Below are 18,048 nucleotides of genomic sequence, written 5' to 3'. Positions count from 1 at the left end.
CCATGGAAGAGCGTCGTCAACACAGCCGCCATGGCACCGAAATGCAGCTGGAGGTCTTCGACCTGAACAGCGGGCAGCGCCTGGGCCGCATCGTCGACCTGTCTGCCGATGGCTTCATGCTGTTCAGTGATACCCCCCACACCGCCGACGCGGTGCTGGAATGCCGCCTGGTGTGCACCTCAGGCAGCGATTCGGTACAAGAAGTACACCTGGGCGCCGATTGCCTGTGGAGCCGCCCCGGTGCCGACGGCCAGCATTGCTGGGCCGGCTTTCATATCATCGATCTGGCCGAGGATCAGGCCAAGGCACTGGAAAGCCTGCTGGCCAGGCTCTGAAGTAGGGTGCGCTGTGCGCACCGATATTCCAGCGTAACTACGAAACCAAAGCAGCCTTTCGTGGGGCGCCGCTCCTGCAGACAGCCTGCGCCCACAACGCAAAACGGAGCCCGCAGGCTCCGTTTTTCATCTGGCATAACACCGGGATATCGCATAGCGGGTTACGCGGCGCACTCTGCTCGTGAAACCAGCCGATTACGGGCCTGGCGCCGCTAACCCACTCTACGCCAGCTTCTTGTAGCGCACGCGGTGCGGCTGCGCGGCGGCCTCGCCCAGGCGTTTCTTGCGGTCAGCTTCGAACTCGGTGTAGTTGCCTTCGAAGAAGTTGACCTTGCCGTCGTCCTCGTAGGAGAGGATGTGCGTGGCGATACGGTCGAGGAACCAGCGATCGTGGGAGATCACCACCGCGGCGCCCGGGAAGTCCAGCAGCGCCTCTTCCAGCGCGCGCAGGGTTTCCACGTCGAGGTCGTTGGACGGTTCGTCGAGCAGCAGCACGTTGCCGCCCTGCTTCAGGGTCAGCGCCATGTGCAGGCGACCACGCTCACCACCGGAGAGGTCCTTGACGAACTTCTGCTGGTCGGCGCCCTTGAAGTTGAAGCGACCGACGTAACCGCGCGACGGCACCTCGTAGTTGCCGACCTTGATCATGTCGAAGCCGTCGGAAATCTGCTCCCACACGGTCTTGTTGCCTTCGAGCATCTCGCGGCTCTGCTCGACGCTGGCGATCTGTACGGTTTCACCGATCTCGATATGGCCGGAATCCGGCTGCTCCTTGCCGGTGATCATGCGCAGCAGGGTCGACTTACCGGCACCGTTACCGCCGATCACGCCGACGATGGCGCCTTTGGGAATGCTGAAGGACAGGTCGTCGATCAGCACGCGGTCGCCGAAGGACTTCGACACGTTGTGGAAGTCGATGACCTTGTCGCCCAGACGCGGACCGGCCGGGATGTAGATCTCGTTGGTCTCGCTGCGCTTCTGGAATTCCTGCGACTGCATTTCCTCGAAGCGCTGCAGACGCGCCTTGGACTTGGACTGACGCGCCTTGGCACCCTGGCGTACCCACTCCAGTTCGGCCTTCATCGCCTTGGCATGCGACGCCTCGGCCTTGGCTTCCTGGGCCAGACGGTTGGCCTTCGATTCCAGCCAGCCGGAATAGTTACCCTCGTAGGGGATACCGTGGCCGCGGTCGAGTTCGAGAATCCAGCCGGCGACATTGTCGAGGAAGTAACGGTCGTGGGTGATGGCCACCACGGTACCGGGGAAGTCGTGCAGGAAGCGCTCCAGCCAGGCCACCGAGTCGGCGTCCAGGTGGTTGGTCGGTTCGTCGAGCAGCAGCATGTCTGGCGCCGACAGCAGCAGGCGACACAGCGCCACGCGGCGTTTCTCACCGCCGGACAGGTGCTCGATCTTCGCGTCCCAGGCCGGCAGACGCAGGGCGTCGGCGGCGACCTCCAGCTGGCGCTCCAGGTTGTGGCCATCGGAAGCCTGCAAAATGGCTTCGAGTTTGGCCTGTTCGGCAGCCAGGGCATCGAAGTCGGCGTCCGGCTCGGCGTAAGCGGCGTAAACTTCGTCAAGACGGGCCTGGGCCTGCTTGATCTCGCCTACCGCCTCCTCGACGATGTCGCGCACCGTCTTGTTCGGGTCGAGCTGCGGCTCCTGCGGCAGGTAGCCGACCTTGATCCCCGGCATCGGACGGGCTTCACCGTCGATCTCGGTGTCGACGCCGGCCATGATGCGCAGCAGCGTGGACTTACCGGCGCCGTTGAGGCCCAGCACGCCGATCTTGGCGCCTGGGAAGAATGACAGGGAGATGTCCTTCAGAATTTCACGCTTCGGCGGGACGACCTTGCTGACCCGATGCATGCTGTAGACGTACTGAGCCATGGAGAACCTGACTGGTGAGAATGAGGGCTGAGAATGGCGGGCCTTGCAGGCACTGCGAAAGCGTTGCGAGTGACGAAACCGGCAATGCCTGCTGTCTGACCATCTGGCGCGTGCCGGCCTGGCCGCCGTATTACCGGCTGCAGGCCGTTTGCACGAAGCCTGCAGCGGGGCGTTTGCAGAGACCTTAGCCCCTGCTGGAGCGAACGCCAAGTACCGCGCGGACAGTTCACGCGCGCGGCGCAAAACTACCGGAATGTGCGTGGCAGGGCAAACCTACGTTCGTCGGCGCAGCTGGCACTTGGCCACGTTTACAGGCATTCTAGCCGGCTCGCGCGAGCGCAGGCATGCCCGCACGTCTCAACGCTCAAAATAGCCCAGCACCGGCTACAGGTTCACAGAACGTGTCGACTCCCTCATCCCAGCCTTCCTCCTCCCCGGGCGAGTCGCGCGCAGCGTTGCGCCGTGCCCTGGTGGTGCTGGTGCTGGCGATACTGGGATTGCTGGCCTGGCAACTGAGCCAGGAATATCGCCAGTTGCTCGATAGTCAGAAGCAACTGAGTCAGGGTTACGGCGCCCAACTGGCCAAGCACCTGAGCCTGAACATGCGCCTCAAGGCGCAGGCGGGCCAGGCGATGCTGCAAAGCAGCCCAGCGCGCGCTGGCGACGGCAGCGAACTGGTCACGGCATTGCGCAGCATCTTCCCGACCGTCAACAGCGTGGCCTGGCTCGATGCCAACGGGCAGTTGCTGGCCGACAGCGCCAGCGAGTCGCGCGACCTCAGTTTCATTCGCAACCAGCAACAACGCAGCGGCGCAGCGCCCTATCACTTCGCCTTCAGCGCACTGGACGGCGGCGCGCTCTACCTGCTGCTGCGTCAGCCCGACCACAGCCACCGGATATTGCGCATGCGCACCAGTGCGCTGCGTGGCTGGCTGCGCGAGCAGCACCAGAGCGAGCACAAATGGTTGCTCGAAGACCTGCTCAGCCACCGCGTGATCGCGCGCGCCGACGACCTGCAACAGGCTGGCGGCATCATCGCCCCGGTGACTGCGGCAGAACAGGCACAAAGCCTGGACCTGATCGCCCTGCCCGGCAGCGACTGGCAACTGCGCGCCCTGTTCGATGCGGATCGCGCCGGCAACGAGCTGATGCCGACCCTGGCCGGCAAGTTCCTGCTGTTCGCGCTGTGCAGCCTGCTTACCCTGCTGGCCCTGTACGGCCTGCAACGCGAGCAGCGCAGCCTGCAGCGCCTCAATAGCGAAACACGCCGCTCGCTGCGCCAGGCCGCCAGTGCGCTCGGCGCCGTCGAAGAACGCATTCTGGTGACTCAGGCCGATGGCAAGGTGCGCTACCTGAACCCGCAGGCCGAAGCGCTGTTCGGCGTTCTCAGCGACGTGGCCGGGGAACTCCATTTGCTTGATCTGCTGCCCGATCTCGACCCGTTGCTGCTCAACAGCCCACAACTGACCAGCGACCTGGGACCGGAGCTGATCAGGGTCGAAAGCGAGGGGCGCGAGCGGCTGTTCGCCGTGACCCGTAGCGATATCAGCGAGGTCGGCCGCCATGCCGGTTACGTCTGGGTGCTGCGCGATGTGACCGATGAGCAGCAGGCCATGCGCGTACTGCAGGAAACCCGCAGACGCTATCAGGACATCTTCGACGGCACTGGCGTCGCCCTGTGCGTGCTCGACCTTTCCGGCCTGCGCAGCCTGTTGCTGCAGCACAAGTTGCGCGATGCGGCGGGGTTGCAGCGCTGGTTGCAGGCCGATGCCCGGCATCAGCAACTGCTGGTCGAGCAACTGCGCATTACCGAGGCCAACCAGGTGGCGCTCAACCTGCTCGGGGTGAAGTCGACCGAACAGGCCTGGCAACAACTGATCGACAACGGCCCGGTACAGCCGGACGACCTGTGTTACCGCCTGGCCGTCGCCGTGCTCGAAGGCCCCAACCTGATGGAGCTGGAAACCCAGCTGGTCACCGCACAGGGCTTGCAGCGTCACGTCTGGCTGGTGCTACGCCTGCCGGAAATGCTCCAGGACTATCAGGCCGTCACCCTGAGCATCAGCGATATCACCAGCCGCAAGCGCATCGAGCTGTCGCTGATCGAGCGTGAGCGCTTCTGGTCCGAAGTGGTTCGCTCGGTCCCCGACCTGCTCTACGTGCATGACATGCAGAACCGGCAGGTGCTGTTCAGCAACCACAGCCTGGGGTTGCAGCTGGGCTACAGCGTCGGCGAGCTCAAGGCGATGGCCGGGGAGTTCTGGGAGCAGGTACTGCACCCGGACGACAGTGAATACTACTGGCGCATCCGCAACCTGCAGAAAGTTGTTGGCGACGGCTTGCTGCTCGAATCGGTGCTGCGCTGGCGTCACCGCGACGGCCAGTGGCGCTGGTTCAGCATCCGTGAGCAGGCGCTGGCGCGCGATGATCGCGGTCGCGTCAGCCGCCTGATCGGCGTGGCCAAGGACATCACCGAGCAGATCGAGCGCAACCAGTCGCTGCGTGACAGCGAGCAGCGCTACCGCCTGCTGGCGGAAAGCATCAGCGACGTGATCGTCTCCACCGACGACAGCCTGACCCTGAACTACGTCAGCCCGTCGGTTGAAGCCATGCTCGGCTACAACGCCGAATGGATGATGGCCAATGGTCTGCAGGGCCTGGCGGCCAACCCGCAGCAACTCGACAGCCTCTACCTGCTGCTCGAGCGCATTCGCGATTCGCTCGGCGAGCGTGACCGCCTCGAGCGTCTGCGCGAGGAACTGCCGGATCAGCTGTTCGTGTTCGACTGCCTGCGTGCCGACGGCCACAAGATCCCGGTGGAACTGCGCCTGGTGCTGATGTGGGACGAGAATGGTCGCTTCGAAGGCATCCTCGGCGTTGGCCGCGACATCAGCCAGCAACGCCGCGCGGAAAAAGACCTGCGCATGGCCGCAACGGTATTCGAGCACTCCACCGCCGCGATTCTGGTGACCGATCCGGCCGGCTACATCGTTCAGGTCAACAAGGCCTTCAGCCGCGTCAGCGGTTATTCCGCCGGTCAGGTGCTCGACCAGCTTCCCGGCATGCTCACCGCCGATCGCCAGCAGGCGACACACCTGCAGTACATCCTCGGCCAACTCAACCAGCGCGGCAGCTGGGAGGGCGAGGTGTGGCTCAAGCGCAAGGGTGGGGAGAACTTTCCGGCGTGGGTCGGCATCACTGCGGTGCATGACGAGGAAGGCGACCTGGTCAGCTACGTGTGCTTCTTCAGCGACATCAGCGAACGCAAGGCCAGCGAACAGCGCATCCATCGCCTGGCCTACTACGACGCCCTGACCCACCTGCCCAACCGCACCCTGTTCCAGGATCGCCTGCACAGCGCCCTGCAGCATGCGGATCGGCATGATGAATGGGTGGTGCTGATGTTCCTCGATCTCGACCGTTTCAAACCGATCAACGATTCCCTCGGTCACGCCGCCGGCGACCGCATGCTCAAGGACGTGGCCGTGCGCCTGTCGGCCTGTGTCGACGGCGACGACACCGTGGCGCGCATGGGTGGCGACGAGTTCACCCTGCTGCTGCAGCCACGCGCCACCCGCGAGGGCGCGCTCAATCGCGCCATTCATGTCGCCGAGCAGATTCTCTCCAGCCTGGCACGCCCCTTCGTCCTCGAAGGCCGCGAATTCTTCGTCACCGCCAGTATCGGCATCGCCCTCGCCCCGCAGGACGGTAGCGAACTGAGCCAACTGATGAAGAACGCCGACACCGCGATGTATCACGCCAAGGAACGCGGCAAGAACAACTTCCAGTTCTACCAGGCCGACATGAACGCCAGTGCCCTGGAACGTCTGGAGCTGGAAAGCGATCTGCGCCACGCACAGGAGCAGGGCCAGTTCGTCCTGCATTATCAACCGCAGTTCTCCGGCGATGGCAATCGCCTGACCGGGGTCGAGGCGCTGCTGCGCTGGAACCATCCGACCCGTGGCCTGGTGCCGCCCGATGAGTTCATCCCGGTACTCGAAGAACTCGGCCTGGTGGTGCAGGTCGGCGAATGGGTGCTGGAAGAAGCCTGCCGTCAGCTCAAGGCCTGGCACGAGGAAAGGATCCGCATCCCCAAGATTTCGGTCAACCTGTCGGCCCGTCAGTTCGCCGAAGGCGATCTGAGTGCACGCATCGCCGCCATTCTGGACAGAACCGGAGTAGCACCGGCCTGCCTGGAGCTGGAACTGACCGAAAGCATACTGATGCGTGACGTCGCCAGCGCGATGCAGACGCTCGGCAACCTCAAGCGTTTGGGCCTGTGCATTGCCGTGGATGATTTCGGCACCGGCTACTCGTCGCTGAACTACCTCAAGCAGTTCCCCATCGACGTATTGAAGATCGACCGCAGCTTCGTCGACGGCCTGCCCGATGGTGAGCAGGACGCGCAGATCGCCCGCGCCATCATCGCCATGGCACACAGCCTGAACATGATGGTGATCGCCGAGGGGGTGGAGAGCCAGGCACAACTGGACTTCCTGCGTGAACACGACTGCGACGAAGTCCAGGGCTACCTGCTGGGCAGGCCCATGCCCGCACGTCAGCTCACCGCCCAGTTCAGCGGGGCAGCGCTGTTCATGCTCAGCTGACCAAGCGAACGCCGGGCCTGCGCCCGACTCGGCATGAAGGCCACTTGTCAGGCTCATGACCGACCTTCATATGCCTGAATGCGACCTTTGCGGTAGAATCCGCCCCCTCTTTCTACCGCCCAGCTGATATCAGGGGACCGCCATGTTCAGCCGTGATTTGACCCTCGCTCGTTATGACGCCGAACTCTTTGCCGCGATGGAGCAGGAAGCCCAGCGCCAGGAGGAGCACATCGAGCTGATCGCCTCGGAAAACTACACCAGCCCGGCGGTGATGGAAGCCCAGGGCAGCGTGCTGACCAACAAGTACGCCGAAGGTTATCCGGGCAAGCGTTACTACGGTGGTTGCGAGTACGTCGACGTGGTCGAACAGCTCGCCATCGACCGCGCCAAGGCGCTGTTCGGCGCCGACTACGCCAACGTCCAGCCGCACTCCGGCAGCCAGGCCAACAGCGCCGTGTACATGGCCCTGCTCAACGCTGGCGACACCGTGCTGGGCATGAGCCTGGCCCACGGCGGCCACCTGACCCACGGCGCCAGCGTCAGCTTCTCCGGCAAGATCTACAACGCCGTGCAGTACGGCATCAACGACCAGGGCCTGATCGACTACGACGAAGTCGAGCGCCTGGCCGTCGAACACAAGCCGAAGATGATCATCGCCGGCTTCAGCGCCTACTCGCAGGTGCTGGACTTCCCGCGCTTCCGCGCCATCGCCGACAAGGTCGGTGCCTACCTGTTCGTCGACATGGCCCATGTGGCCGGTCTGGTCGCCGCCGGTCTGTACCCGAACCCGGTGCCGTTCGCCGACGTCGTCACCACCACCACTCACAAGACCCTGCGCGGCCCGCGCGGTGGCCTGATCCTGGCGCGCAAGAACGAGGAGCTGGAGAAGAAGTTCAACTCTGCGGTATTCCCGGGCGGCCAGGGCGGCCCGCTGGAGCACGTCATCGCCGCCAAGGCGGTGTGCTTCAAGGAAGCGCTGCAGCCTGAGTTCAAGGCTTACCAGGCGCAGGTGATCAAGAACGCTCAGACCATGGCTCAGGTGTTCATCGACAACGGCTACGACGTGGTCTCCGGCGGCACCGAGAACCACCTGTTCCTGCTCTCGCTGATCAAGCAGGACATCACCGGCAAGGATGCTGACGCCGCCCTGGGTCGCGCCTTCATCACCGTCAACAAGAACAGCGTACCGAACGATCCGCGTTCGCCGTTCGTCACCTCCGGCCTGCGTATCGGCACCCCTGCCGTCACCACGCGCGGCTTCAAGGAAGACGAGTGCCGTCAACTGGCAGGCTGGATCTGCGACGTGCTGGCCAACATCGGCAACGATGAAGTCGAAGGCCGCGTGCGTGAGCAGGTCAAGGCGCTGTGCGCGAAGTTCCCGGTCTACGGCAACTGAGGCCGCGCCTGAAATGAAGAAGCCCGCCAATCCGGCGGGCTTCTTTTTGCCTTGTCGATTTCCTTGTCATGCACGGGATACAGCTAGTGCGCACGGCGCACCCTACTGAACTCCGCGAGTCGTGCGCACCGACAACGAAGCGGGCGATACCGCCTACGCAGGCTGTTTCACATAGCGCGCCAGCTGCACGTCACGGCTCATCACCTGAAGCGTGGCGGCCAGCACCTGCTCACTGGTGGCGTCGGCTTTGCTGAAGATGCTGCCGAAATTGTCGTGAGTGACCTTGGCGAAGTGCGCACGATCCTGGGCTTCGACGCCCAGCAGGGTGGCATAGGCGTCCAGTGCCTCGCCCTGGCCCATGGCCATGTCTTCGGCGATGGAGTCGAGCATGCCGTTCATCGCCAGCATGGAGCGACCGTTGTAGCCCAGCGCGCCACTGGTGTCGCAACCGTTGGTACCGGACGTCATGCCGAAGGTGGCGTTACCCGAGGTGCCATTGGTGGTGGTGGCCAGGAAGTGCGGCGCTATACCACGCTGCCCTTCGAACAACATGTTGCCCCAGCCGCAGCCATTGCCGCCCGCAGCATCGGCGAATGCACCAACACTGGCCATGCTCAACAGGCCGAAGACCAAACCTTTACCCAGCAGTCGCTTGCTCATATGTGTCGCTCCGCAATATCGAGTAATAAAAACCGCACTAGGAGCTTTGGCGAGACTTGGCTCCCTGTCAAACTCATATCCGTCAGCTGTGCGCCACGACACAAGGAACAGCGCGCGAGCATGCGCGTTGGCTATAGTATTGGGAAACCTGCAGATCGGAGTTCGGGAATGAGTGATACAGCCAACGAGCGTCGGCGCTTTCAGCGCATCGCCTTCGACGCCCCCACCGTACTCGTTCAAGGTGAGCGGCAATGGGCGGCGGTGTTGCATGACCTTTCGCTCAAGGGTCTGATGGTCGAGACTCCGGCAAACTGGAACGCTGACCCGGATCAGCCGTTCGAAGCGCAGATCCAGCTCGGCGACGAAGCGCAGGTAAGGATGGAGGTGTTGCTGACCCGTACCCAGGCGGGCTATCTCGGCTTCGTCTGCCGCCATATCGACCTGGAATCGATCAGCCATCTGCGCCGCCTGGTCGAACTCAATCTGGGTGACGAGAGTCTGCTGGAACGGGAGCTCGCCGCCCTGGGCGAGCAACCCTGATCAAGGCTGACCGAGTGCTTCGGCGAATCCCTGGCGGATTTCATCCTCGGGCAGGTCGTCACCAATGAACACCAGCACGCTTTCGCGCGCCTCGTGCGCCGCCCACTCGCTATCCCAGTCAAAGCTGTAGAGTCGCAGCACCCCCTGGAACACCAGGCGGCGCGGCTCGTTCACCACCGCAACTACCCCCTTGTAGCGCAGCAGCGCATCGCCGAAGCGCGCCAGCAAGCCCTCCATGAACGCACTGAGGCGCTCCAGGTCGACCGGCTCAGGGCTCTCCAGCACCAGCGTGCGGATGCGATCAGACGTATTCGTTGCAGGCGTCAACGGCCGCCACGTCAGACCGCGATCCGGAGCGGGATCGAGCTCGAAGCCACCTAAGTCGAGCAACGCTGCCAGATCGATTCGACCCTGCTTGACCAGCTCGATCGGCGCGCGCCGGTTGATCCGCTGCAGACGCGCCCGCAGCGCCTCGACGCTGGACGCGTCGGCCAGGTCGGTCTTGCTCAGCAGGATGAGATCGGCGAACCCGACCTGCGCCTGGGCGATGGTCTCGCTCAGGTGACGCTCGGCGTTGACCGCATCGACCAGGGTGACGATACCGTCGAGCCGATAGCGCGCGCCCAACTCTTCGGTGGCGAAGAAGGTCTGCGCCACTGGAGCCGGGTCGGCCAGGCCGGTGCACTCGATCACCAGGCGGTCGAACGCCAGCTCGCCGCTGTCGCGTTTGTCCAGCAAGAGAAACAGCGTCTTCTCCAGTTCGACATGAATCGAGCAGCACACACAGCCATTGGCCAGGGTGACCAGCTTCACCGGTTCATCGCCAAGCAACTGGCCGTCGATGGGGGTGGCGCTGAATTCGTTCTCGATCACCGCCAGACGCAGGCCGTGCTCGCCCCTGAGCATGTACCGCAGCAGGGTGGTCTTGCCGGCACCGAGAAAGCCGGTGAGCACGGTGACGGGAATGGGCAGTGGAGTCATTCGCTACATCCTCGACACAGGGCGATGAGCCTGTCACGCCATCCAGAAATGAACAGGCCACGGCAAGCGTGGCGTGTAGCAGGCTGACAGCGGTTCAACAACAGCGCATGGGCCGCCCGTAGCCGCCACCATAACGCGCTTCCTGGCGCTCACGGAAGAACGCCTCGTAGCTCATCACCGGCTGATGCGGGTGCTTGTTGGCCATGTGCTCGACATAGGTCTCATAGTCGGGCATACCCACCAGCATGCGTGCAGCCTGGCCCAGGTAGCGGCCCATGCGGGCAAGATCGTTGAACATGACAGGCTCCTTAACTCAGTTCGGCAGCAGCCTGATACGGCGCCTCACGATCGCTGCGCTCGGCCTTGCCCAACGCCTGACGTGCGACCTTGATGGCGTAGAACAGGATGCTCAGCACCACGAACAGAAACAGCGCGGTCAGTACCGCGTTGGTGTAGGCATTGAACACCACGTGCTGCATCTGCGTCATGTCCTTGGCCGGGGCGATGATCTGGCCGGCGGCCATGGCATCGCTGTACTTGTTGGCCAGCGCCAGGAAACCGATCGCCGGGTTGGCATCGAACAGCTTGATCAGGCCCGCCGTGGTGGTGCAGATCAGCAGCCAGACAGCCGGCACCAGGGTGACCCAGACGTAGCGCTGACGCTTCATCTTGACCAGCACCACGCAGCCCAGCATCAGCGCGATGCCGGCGAGCATCTGGTTGGAGATGCCGAACAGCGGCCACAGGGTGTTGATGCCGCCCAGCGGATCGACCACGCCCTGATACAGCAGCCAGCCCCACAACGCCACGCAGCCAGCGGTGGCGATCAGGTTGGCGGCCCAGGAATCGGTCTTCTTCAGCGACGGTACGAAGTTGCCCAGCAGGTCCTGCAGCATGAAGCGCCCGGCACGCGTGCCGGCGTCCACCGCGGTGAGAATGAACAACGCCTCGAAGAGGATCGCGAAGTGGTACCAGAAGGCCATGGTGTTTTCACCCGGCAATAGGCTGTGCAGGATCTGCGCGATACCCACGGCCAGCGTCGGCGCGCCTCCGGCACGGGCCAGGACGCTGTGCTCGCCGATATCACGAGCCGTGGCTTCGAGCTGCTCGGGGGTGATCATGAAACCCCAGCTGCTGACGCTGGCTGCCACCGACTGCACGTCGCTGCCGACCAGCGCGGCCGGGCTGTTCATGGCGAAGTAGATGCCCGGCTCGATCACCGAGGCCGCGACCATGGCCATGATGGCAACGAAGGACTCCATCAGCATGCCGCCGTAGCCGATGTAGCGCGCGTGGCTCTCGCTGGCCAGCAGCTTGGGCGTGGTGCCCGAACTGATCAGCGCGTGGAAACCGGACACCGCGCCACAGGCGATGGTGATGAACAGGAAGGGGAACAGGCCGCCCTTCCACACCGGGCCGGTGCCGTCGATGCACTGGGTCAGCGCCGGCATTTTCAGCTCCGGCAGGGTGATCAGGATGCCGACTGCCAGGGCCAGGATGGTACCGATCTTGAGGAAGGTCGACAGGTAATCGCGCGGCGCCAGGATCAGCCACACCGGCAGCACTGCGGCGACGAAGCCGTAACCCACCAGCATCCAGGTGATCTGCACGCCGGTGAAGGTGAAGGCCGGGCCCCAGAACGGATCGGCCGCGACCACGCCACCGAGCCAGATCGAGCCGAGCAGCAGCACCACGCCGATGAGCGAAATTTCACCGATGCGTCCCGGGCGGATGTAGCGCATGTAGATGCCCATGAACACTGCGATGGGCAGGGTCGCCATCACCGTGAACATGCCCCAGGGGCTCTCGGCCAGCGCCTTGACCACGATCAGCGCCAGCACGGCGAGGATGATGATCATGATCAAGAAGCAGCCGAACAGCGCGATGGTGCCGGGAATCCGGCCCATTTCCTCGCGCACCATGTCGCCCAGCGAGCGACCGTTACGGCGTGTGGAGAGGAACAGCACCATGAAGTCCTGCACCGCGCCAGCCAGCACCACGCCGGCGATCAGCCACAACGTACCGGGCAGGTAGCCCATCTGCGCAGCCAGCACCGGGCCCACCAGCGGCCCGGCGCCAGCAATCGCTGCGAAGTGATGACCGAAAAGAATGTGCTTGTTGGTAGGAACGAAGTCGAGACCGTCGTTGTTGACCACTGCGGGCGTGGCTCGCGCCGGATCCAGCTCCATGACACGTGTAGCGATGAACAGGCTGTAGTAACGGTAGGCGACCAGATAGATCGCCACGGCTGCAACCACGATCCACAAGGCGTTGATGGGTTCACCACGGCTCAAGGCAACGGTGCCTAGGGCGAAAGCGCCCAGCATGGCAACGGCGAACCAGGCGACATGGCCGGCAATTCGAGTCATTGCAGCTCTCCTGCCGAAGCCTCTTGGGCGACGGCGATCATGGGTCCTGAGGATATTCCGAGGGAGGTCTGCCACTATCCGCATCTACGCTGAGCGGGAAAATTCGCAGGACTACTCACAAAAATATCCGTAGGACTACGCAGAGATACGCTGAACACTTGCGTAGCACGCCTGAAGCGCAGAACCTGTCCGATCGCTCATGTTTACCTGCGCCCCCCTGCTGCCCACGTAACGGCTCGCCATGCTCGGCCGTCCATCATTCCCCTATCCTGCGCAGAATCTCACACCCGACACGGCCACTCGCCGTCGCGATAGAACAGGGATAGCCGAGGAAAGCCCGGAGGAAGACCCGATGAACGATCCGCTCATTCGCATCGCTCTGGTCGATGATCACGCGTTGATACGCGAGGGCGTGCGGGTGCTACTGGAAGCCGTCGAGCACTACAGGGTGGTCGGCGAGGCCGGCTCTGCCGAAGAAGCCGTGACACTGATCGAACGCGAACGACCCGACGTCGTGCTGATGGATATTGGCCTGAAGGACGTCAGCGGGCTGGAGCTGACAGCAACGCTCACTCGCCGTCATCCGTGGCTCAGGGTGTTGATCCTGAGCATGTACAGCGACCGGCAATATGTTCGCCAATCCCTGCAGGCTGGTGCCGCTGGTTATGTGCTCAAGGATGCGACATCACGAGAAATCATCGCGGCGATCAAGGCACTAGCCGTTGGCGGTCGTTACTACAGTGGCGCACTTGCCGAGGCGCTGACCGGCTGCACGTCAACGCCGGAGGCAGTACTGACCCCGCGTGAGAGTCAGATACTGCAAATGATGGCGCAAGGCTTGAACAACAAAGCCATGGCACGTGAACTGGCGATCAGTGTGCGCACCGTGGAAAGCCATCGCCTGAATATTCGCCGCAAGCTGGATATCGAAAAACCTGCCGACCTGATGCGCCAGGCCATGCAACACAGCGGGCAACGCTGCCACCCGTGCAACGACTGACGCCTGTGCGTGCGCGTAAGAATCAGTGGGCGCGGCACACTACCTCGGCAGCCTTGCGACGCTGACGTCGCGCTTCGATACGTTTGGCTTCGCGCTTTGCTTCACGTGACTGCGCAACCTGAGCGTCCGCATTGAACGCACGGGAGATCAAATCGAAGAACAGAAACATGCTGTGGCCTCCTTTTTGGACACATCACCATGCTGCACGCCGATAGCCGGCTATCTATTGATCTGCGTCAAGGGTTGCCGGTGCTGCAATTGCGGCAGGACGCCGCAATTGCAGCACCCTGCCTTCGAACGGAAAAGCCCTTCGCACACCGAACGAACGATGCTCATGCCGGCTAGCAAGGGCTTGGAGTGGTTGCCGCCCTGCCAGGCACTTACCAGGCGTAGCTCACGCCGATCGTTCCCTTGAACGCATGATTGTCGGAGCGGCCGGCCCCAAGAGCCTCGGCATAGCTGATCTCCCCAGACGCACTCCAGTTGTCTTGCCGAGCGACGCTGCCACCAACCCCCAGTTCCCCCCAAAGAGGCGGGCTGTCCTGCTTGAGACGAACCTTGGCGACATCGACTTCACTGCCGGAAAGGATGTCGTAGCTCAGGTTGGCAATGCCGTACAGCTTCACCGGATTGTTCTGGCGCTTGTCGCCGTACCAGCTCACGGGCGGCTCAACCTGGATACCGACACGACCTTTGAGGCTATCGTTTCTGGCCTGAACGATGCGTGCACCATGTTCGTCCCTGAAACTGTCGAAGGCGACGTGAGTCCATGCCAATTGAGCTTGCGGAACCACCGCCCAATCCGAACCGGCATCAAGACGCTGACCGACCTCCAGGCTCATCACGGACGACCAGCCTTTGTTGCCACCCGCCGTCTTGCTCGATAGCGTGCTGTCATACCAGGTCAACTGCCCCACGGAGTCGGCATAGAGGCCACTTTCCTCCAGCCAGGTAGCACTGGCGCCTACACCGTAGCCGGTCGTGGTGATCTTGCCCCTGCGCTTCTCGCCACTTGCCGAATCGCGGGTGACGTCGACATTGACGTGCGACGTGCCCAGGGTTGCGTAGAGACCGGCGTTGAGCACGCCGTGATCATTCTGCACAGCCGTGTTTTCATAGCCGAGCTGCATGAAACCGATGTGCTGGGTATAGGGCGAACCCTTCTTGGGGGCGTAAGAGCCGTATTCGCCAGCCACACGTCCCCAGGAACCGGCCGGGCTCGTCTCACTGCGGCTGCCTTTCTCAGCGCCATCGGCAATACCCTTCAGCCAGATGCTATGACCTTTACGCTGCTGCAAAGAACCAAGGGTCGACAGCGCATAATTGCCGAGCTGATCGGAATAGACACGCACAGTCTGCGCTGAAGCACTCAGCGCTTGGTTACCCGGCCCACCAGCAGACGAGGTATCGATGGAGCGCAGGAACCAGTCCTGATCGCTCATGCCTCTATCGAGACCGCCTCGATACAGGCTGTACTCGAAAGCACCGGCCACCACCGGCGCATTGAGACGAAACGCATCGGCAGAGGTCGTCGCGCCATTGATGGCTTCGACAATCTGGATGCCGTTGGCCGTGGTGAGCGCACCGGGGCCGCCCACATTGGCGATCGACAGCGTGGTAGTACCCGTAGCCGTACCGCCATCGATAACGATGCGATCGGACGCTGATCCATCTGCCCCCAGGTAGGTGCTGAGGGCAATGACACCGCCGCTACCCACGTAGTTGTTCGTCGTGAAGGTGGCAGTGGCACTATCACCGATGCGGATTTCGCCCGCATTCGTCACGCTGCTCAGCGCATGACTGAAACCGTTCAGGTCCAGCACACCGCCAGCATCGATCCTGTAGCTGGAGCTGGAACTGAATGCACCGGCATTGCCGGCAGCCAGTCGCCCGGCCGTTACATGCGTCTCCCCGCCGTAGACATTGGCTCCCGTCAGCGTCGTGGTACCCGCGCCGATCTGCGCCAGCCCACCACTGCCGGATATGACACCCGCGTAGGTGATGTCATCGGAACGGCTGAAGGCCAGCGTACCGTTATTGACTACATCCCCTGTGATGGAGCCGGTGGTGCCGCCCGCACCGATCTGCAACGTCCCGGAGTTGATGGCCAGCGAACCGGATGTCGTCGAGACAGCCCCGCCGACCTGCCAGAGCGATCCGGACACGTCCAGACTGGAGAACCCTGAAAGATCGCCTGAGACGAAACCCGAACCCTGCAATTGCAGACTATTGCCCGTCCCCGTGCTGACAGCTGCCCCATTGAGTACGGAGCCATCGGCAAGGGTCAGGGTATTGTCGTTGCCCGCAACAGCAACGGCCGTACCGCCGATTCCGGTAATGGTTCCAGTGTTGGTCAGGCTGTTGTTATCCGTCTGCAGCGTCACACCCGTGCTGCCGAAGATGAGCCCGGCATTGGTGATATTGGCGACACCGCTACCAACCAGCAGGCCGCTGGACGTGGCATCCGTACCGATGATGGAGCCCGTGTTGGTCGCCGTTATCCTTCCCTGCCCCTGGGAAAAACTGACCCCGGTTCCCCCCGTGATCGTACCGGTGTTCACGAACGTGCCGGTACTTGCGGCCGTGGAACCCAGGCGAATGTCCACACCGATGCCGCCGGCCCCCGCAGACACCGTACCGTTCTGAATCACCGATGCCGAGCCCGCAGCGCCCGAGGCAACGGCGCGAATACCGGTCGAGCCATCAGCGGTCAGATTGATCTCGCCATCGTTGACGACGGTGACCGCATGATCGACGCCCGCATCCTGGGCAAAGATGCCGAAGGCAGCGTTCCCGGAGAGAACGCCACTGGAACCGTTGGTGACAGAGACATCACCATTGGTGAACACGTAGATCGCCCGGCCGCCTGTTCCCTGCAGCGAGACCGAGCCATTGTTGACCAGCGTACCGGTCGAGTCACCCGAGGAGCCACGAATGACAAGACCATGGGTGTTGTCCTGCGCGATGATGACGCTGGCCCCCTCCTCGACCGTGAGAGCGGCATTACCCGCGGTCGTGACTGACGGAACGCCCAGGCCGATACCTACGGTGGTATCCGAATGAGCACCAAGCGGATTGCCCCCGGTTGTATCGACGACCGTACCTGCGGCCAGCGTTACGTGGTTATTCGCACCGGTGTAGTTAATGCCATCTGCATAAGGGTTCCCGGTACCGTTACACACGACCGTGGGACCGACCCCACACTCATTGGCCCCCAGCGCCAGCGCTGGGATGCAGGCAATGGCGGCCATTGCCGAACACGACGTTATCGCCAGAAGACTGCTCGACCGCGCTCTCAAGGGGCTTAGGCCATGCTGTTTTACCTTATTCATAATGAATTCACGTTATCCAAATTAATGTAATTTTTCACTTCAGGCACACCGTGCCTACTCGTAAATCACTGCGCACGCATACGCGCCTGCAAGTTCCGAGTCACTCCATGCACCGCACGCAACGCACACCACCCAGAACTCAAGCTTCAAACCCACGAAACAACTGATTCCAATAAAGACACTTCGCCAAAAAGTGAAATCACCCTTCCAAGAAGGCAAATCGACATAAAGCACCCAAGGCAACTTTCTCAAGTAACGCAAATTACCAAGGCGTATATCCAGACACTATCTGCACCATGACCGCTGCATTAAAACTGCCTGAAGCGCGACACTGACTGGCCTTTAGCCTTCTTTTGCCACCGCAATCAGCATTGCACTGACCACCTGACCTGAACTCCATAGCCCCTGCCTCAAGCGCTGGCAAAGGCGCGCCAAAGAGGACCAGCAGAGACTATCGAATGCACTCTCTGGTGAAAGGCCACTGACAACATCGAACGATTAACAACAGGCTTGCCTGAGAGTGAAGTTTGCACACTCGAACTTTTCAGCGGCCATCCGATATCACGCCACTGTGCCGCCCCTGCCGGTAACGACATCAAGGCCACATCAACAACTGAACACCTTCAAACACCAACAGTTTGACGACTCTCTTATTGCCGGGCACGCAGTCACAAAAAATGATTCTGCAACCACGCGCAGTTACAACGAGCAAGCCACCCACACAGAAGTACACTGCAGGCTTCCATATATAGGAAGCGCACGGTATGCCGATCGAGTTCAAAGTGAACATTGCCTCGAACGAGACAACGAGGAAAACTTTAACGCACAGTCCCTGACCAAAAGCTGAACAAGCCAGAGCCCGGCACTAAGAATATTCTTAAAAAGTAACTTATCGTCACTCCGCGAATGCACGAGCCCCGGAGATCCACAGGTTCTGGATT

At 62.3% G+C, this 18,048-nt stretch carries 12 protein-coding genes; 5 read left to right on the top strand and 7 right to left on the bottom strand.

Going from position 1 to position 18,048, the window contains the following annotated elements; all coding sequences use genetic code 11:
• Positions 1-2 precede the first annotated feature (2 nt).
• On the top strand, positions 3-335 hold the full coding sequence (locus ACN0X6_RS14210; protein WP_196473815.1) for a PilZ domain-containing protein: 333 nt from the start codon (positions 3-5) through the stop codon (positions 333-335).
• Between the two features lie 222 nt (positions 336-557).
• Here the strand turns inward: ACN0X6_RS14210 and ettA are convergent, their stop codons facing one another.
• Positions 558-2,222 (bottom strand): energy-dependent translational throttle protein EttA, encoded by a 1,665-nt coding sequence (gene ettA / locus ACN0X6_RS14205; protein WP_417704838.1) that lies wholly within the window; start codon positions 2,220-2,222, stop codon positions 558-560.
• Between the two features lie 455 nt (positions 2,223-2,677).
• On the opposite strand from ettA, the gene ACN0X6_RS14200 reads away from it, so the two are divergent.
• Together ACN0X6_RS14200 and glyA are read left to right on the top strand one after the other, a co-directional pair.
• Positions 2,678-6,829, top strand: coding sequence for an EAL domain-containing protein (locus tag ACN0X6_RS14200; protein ID WP_417705021.1), 4,152 nt, complete (start codon positions 2,678-2,680; stop codon positions 6,827-6,829).
• 142 nt (positions 6,830-6,971) lie between these two features.
• Complete coding sequence (glyA, locus tag ACN0X6_RS14195; protein WP_417704836.1) at positions 6,972-8,225, top strand: serine hydroxymethyltransferase; 1,254 nt, start codon at positions 6,972-6,974, stop codon at positions 8,223-8,225.
• Positions 8,226-8,378: 153 nt separating this feature from the next.
• Here the strand turns inward: glyA and ACN0X6_RS14190 are convergent, their stop codons facing one another.
• Complete coding sequence (locus ACN0X6_RS14190) at positions 8,379-8,885, bottom strand: DUF3015 domain-containing protein (RefSeq protein ID WP_417704834.1); 507 nt, start codon at positions 8,883-8,885, stop codon at positions 8,379-8,381.
• A 168-nt stretch (positions 8,886-9,053) separates the two neighbouring features.
• On the opposite strand from ACN0X6_RS14190, the gene ACN0X6_RS14185 reads away from it, so the two are divergent.
• Positions 9,054-9,425, top strand: a complete 372-nt coding sequence (locus ACN0X6_RS14185; RefSeq protein WP_417704830.1) for a PilZ domain-containing protein — start codon at positions 9,054-9,056, stop codon at positions 9,423-9,425.
• Here ACN0X6_RS14185 and yjiA read toward each other — a convergent pair whose 3' ends face one another.
• From yjiA to ACN0X6_RS14170, 3 genes are all read right to left on the bottom strand, one after another.
• Positions 9,426-10,406 (bottom strand): GTPase, encoded by a 981-nt coding sequence (gene yjiA / locus ACN0X6_RS14180; protein WP_417704828.1) that lies wholly within the window; start codon positions 10,404-10,406, stop codon positions 9,426-9,428.
• A gap of 94 nt (positions 10,407-10,500) precedes the next feature.
• On the bottom strand, positions 10,501-10,704 hold the full coding sequence (locus tag ACN0X6_RS14175; protein ID WP_417704826.1) for a YbdD/YjiX family protein: 204 nt from the start codon (positions 10,702-10,704) through the stop codon (positions 10,501-10,503).
• 10 nt (positions 10,705-10,714) lie between these two features.
• The gene (locus ACN0X6_RS14170; protein WP_417704824.1) at positions 10,715-12,775 is read right to left on the bottom strand and encodes a carbon starvation CstA family protein; all 2,061 of its coding nucleotides are present in this window, start codon (positions 12,773-12,775) and stop codon (positions 10,715-10,717) included.
• A gap of 352 nt (positions 12,776-13,127) precedes the next feature.
• Between ACN0X6_RS14170 and ACN0X6_RS14165 the strand changes: the two genes are divergently transcribed.
• On the top strand, positions 13,128-13,775 hold the full coding sequence (locus ACN0X6_RS14165) for a response regulator (protein ID WP_417704822.1): 648 nt from the start codon (positions 13,128-13,130) through the stop codon (positions 13,773-13,775).
• 22 nt (positions 13,776-13,797) lie between these two features.
• On the opposite strand, the gene ACN0X6_RS14160 is transcribed toward ACN0X6_RS14165, so the two are convergent.
• Positions 13,798-13,944, bottom strand: a complete 147-nt coding sequence (locus tag ACN0X6_RS14160; RefSeq protein ID WP_417704821.1) for a hypothetical protein — start codon at positions 13,942-13,944, stop codon at positions 13,798-13,800.
• Positions 13,945-14,155: 211 nt separating this feature from the next.
• Positions 14,156-17,026: an autotransporter outer membrane beta-barrel domain-containing protein gene (locus ACN0X6_RS14155; RefSeq protein ID WP_417704819.1), complete on the bottom strand. Its 2,871-nt coding sequence runs from the start codon at positions 17,024-17,026 to the stop codon at positions 14,156-14,158.
• Positions 17,027-18,048: the final 1,022 nt, after the last annotated feature.

Origin of the sequence: Pseudomonas sp. (assembly GCF_048269965.1) — a bacterium.
Lineage (GTDB): Bacteria > Pseudomonadota > Gammaproteobacteria > Pseudomonadales > Pseudomonadaceae > Aquipseudomonas.
Note: the sequence above shows the minus strand (reverse complement) of the source record. Positions and strands in the feature narration are given on the sequence as shown.

Excerpts from the sequence above, each read along its gene's own strand:
- ACN0X6_RS14210 (WP_196473815.1), top strand. The coding sequence starts at position 3 with ATGGAAGAGCGTCGTCAACACAGCCGCCATGGCACCGAAATGCAGCTG.
- ettA (WP_417704838.1), bottom strand. The coding sequence starts at position 2,222 with ATGGCTCAGTACGTCTACAGCATGCATCGGGTCAGCAAGGTCGTCCCG.
- glyA (WP_417704836.1), top strand. The coding sequence starts at position 6,972 with ATGTTCAGCCGTGATTTGACCCTCGCTCGTTATGACGCCGAACTCTTT.
- ACN0X6_RS14190 (WP_417704834.1), bottom strand. The coding sequence starts at position 8,885 with ATGAGCAAGCGACTGCTGGGTAAAGGTTTGGTCTTCGGCCTGTTGAGC.
- ACN0X6_RS14185 (WP_417704830.1), top strand. The coding sequence starts at position 9,054 with ATGAGTGATACAGCCAACGAGCGTCGGCGCTTTCAGCGCATCGCCTTC.
- yjiA (WP_417704828.1), bottom strand. The coding sequence starts at position 10,406 with ATGACTCCACTGCCCATTCCCGTCACCGTGCTCACCGGCTTTCTCGGT.
- ACN0X6_RS14175 (WP_417704826.1), bottom strand. The coding sequence starts at position 10,704 with ATGTTCAACGATCTTGCCCGCATGGGCCGCTACCTGGGCCAGGCTGCA.
- ACN0X6_RS14170 (WP_417704824.1), bottom strand. The coding sequence starts at position 12,775 with ATGACTCGAATTGCCGGCCATGTCGCCTGGTTCGCCGTTGCCATGCTG.
- ACN0X6_RS14165 (WP_417704822.1), top strand. The coding sequence starts at position 13,128 with ATGAACGATCCGCTCATTCGCATCGCTCTGGTCGATGATCACGCGTTG.
- ACN0X6_RS14160 (WP_417704821.1), bottom strand. The coding sequence starts at position 13,944 with ATGTTTCTGTTCTTCGATTTGATCTCCCGTGCGTTCAATGCGGACGCT.
- ACN0X6_RS14155 (WP_417704819.1), bottom strand. The coding sequence starts at position 17,026 with ATGGCCGCCATTGCCTGCATCCCAGCGCTGGCGCTGGGGGCCAATGAG.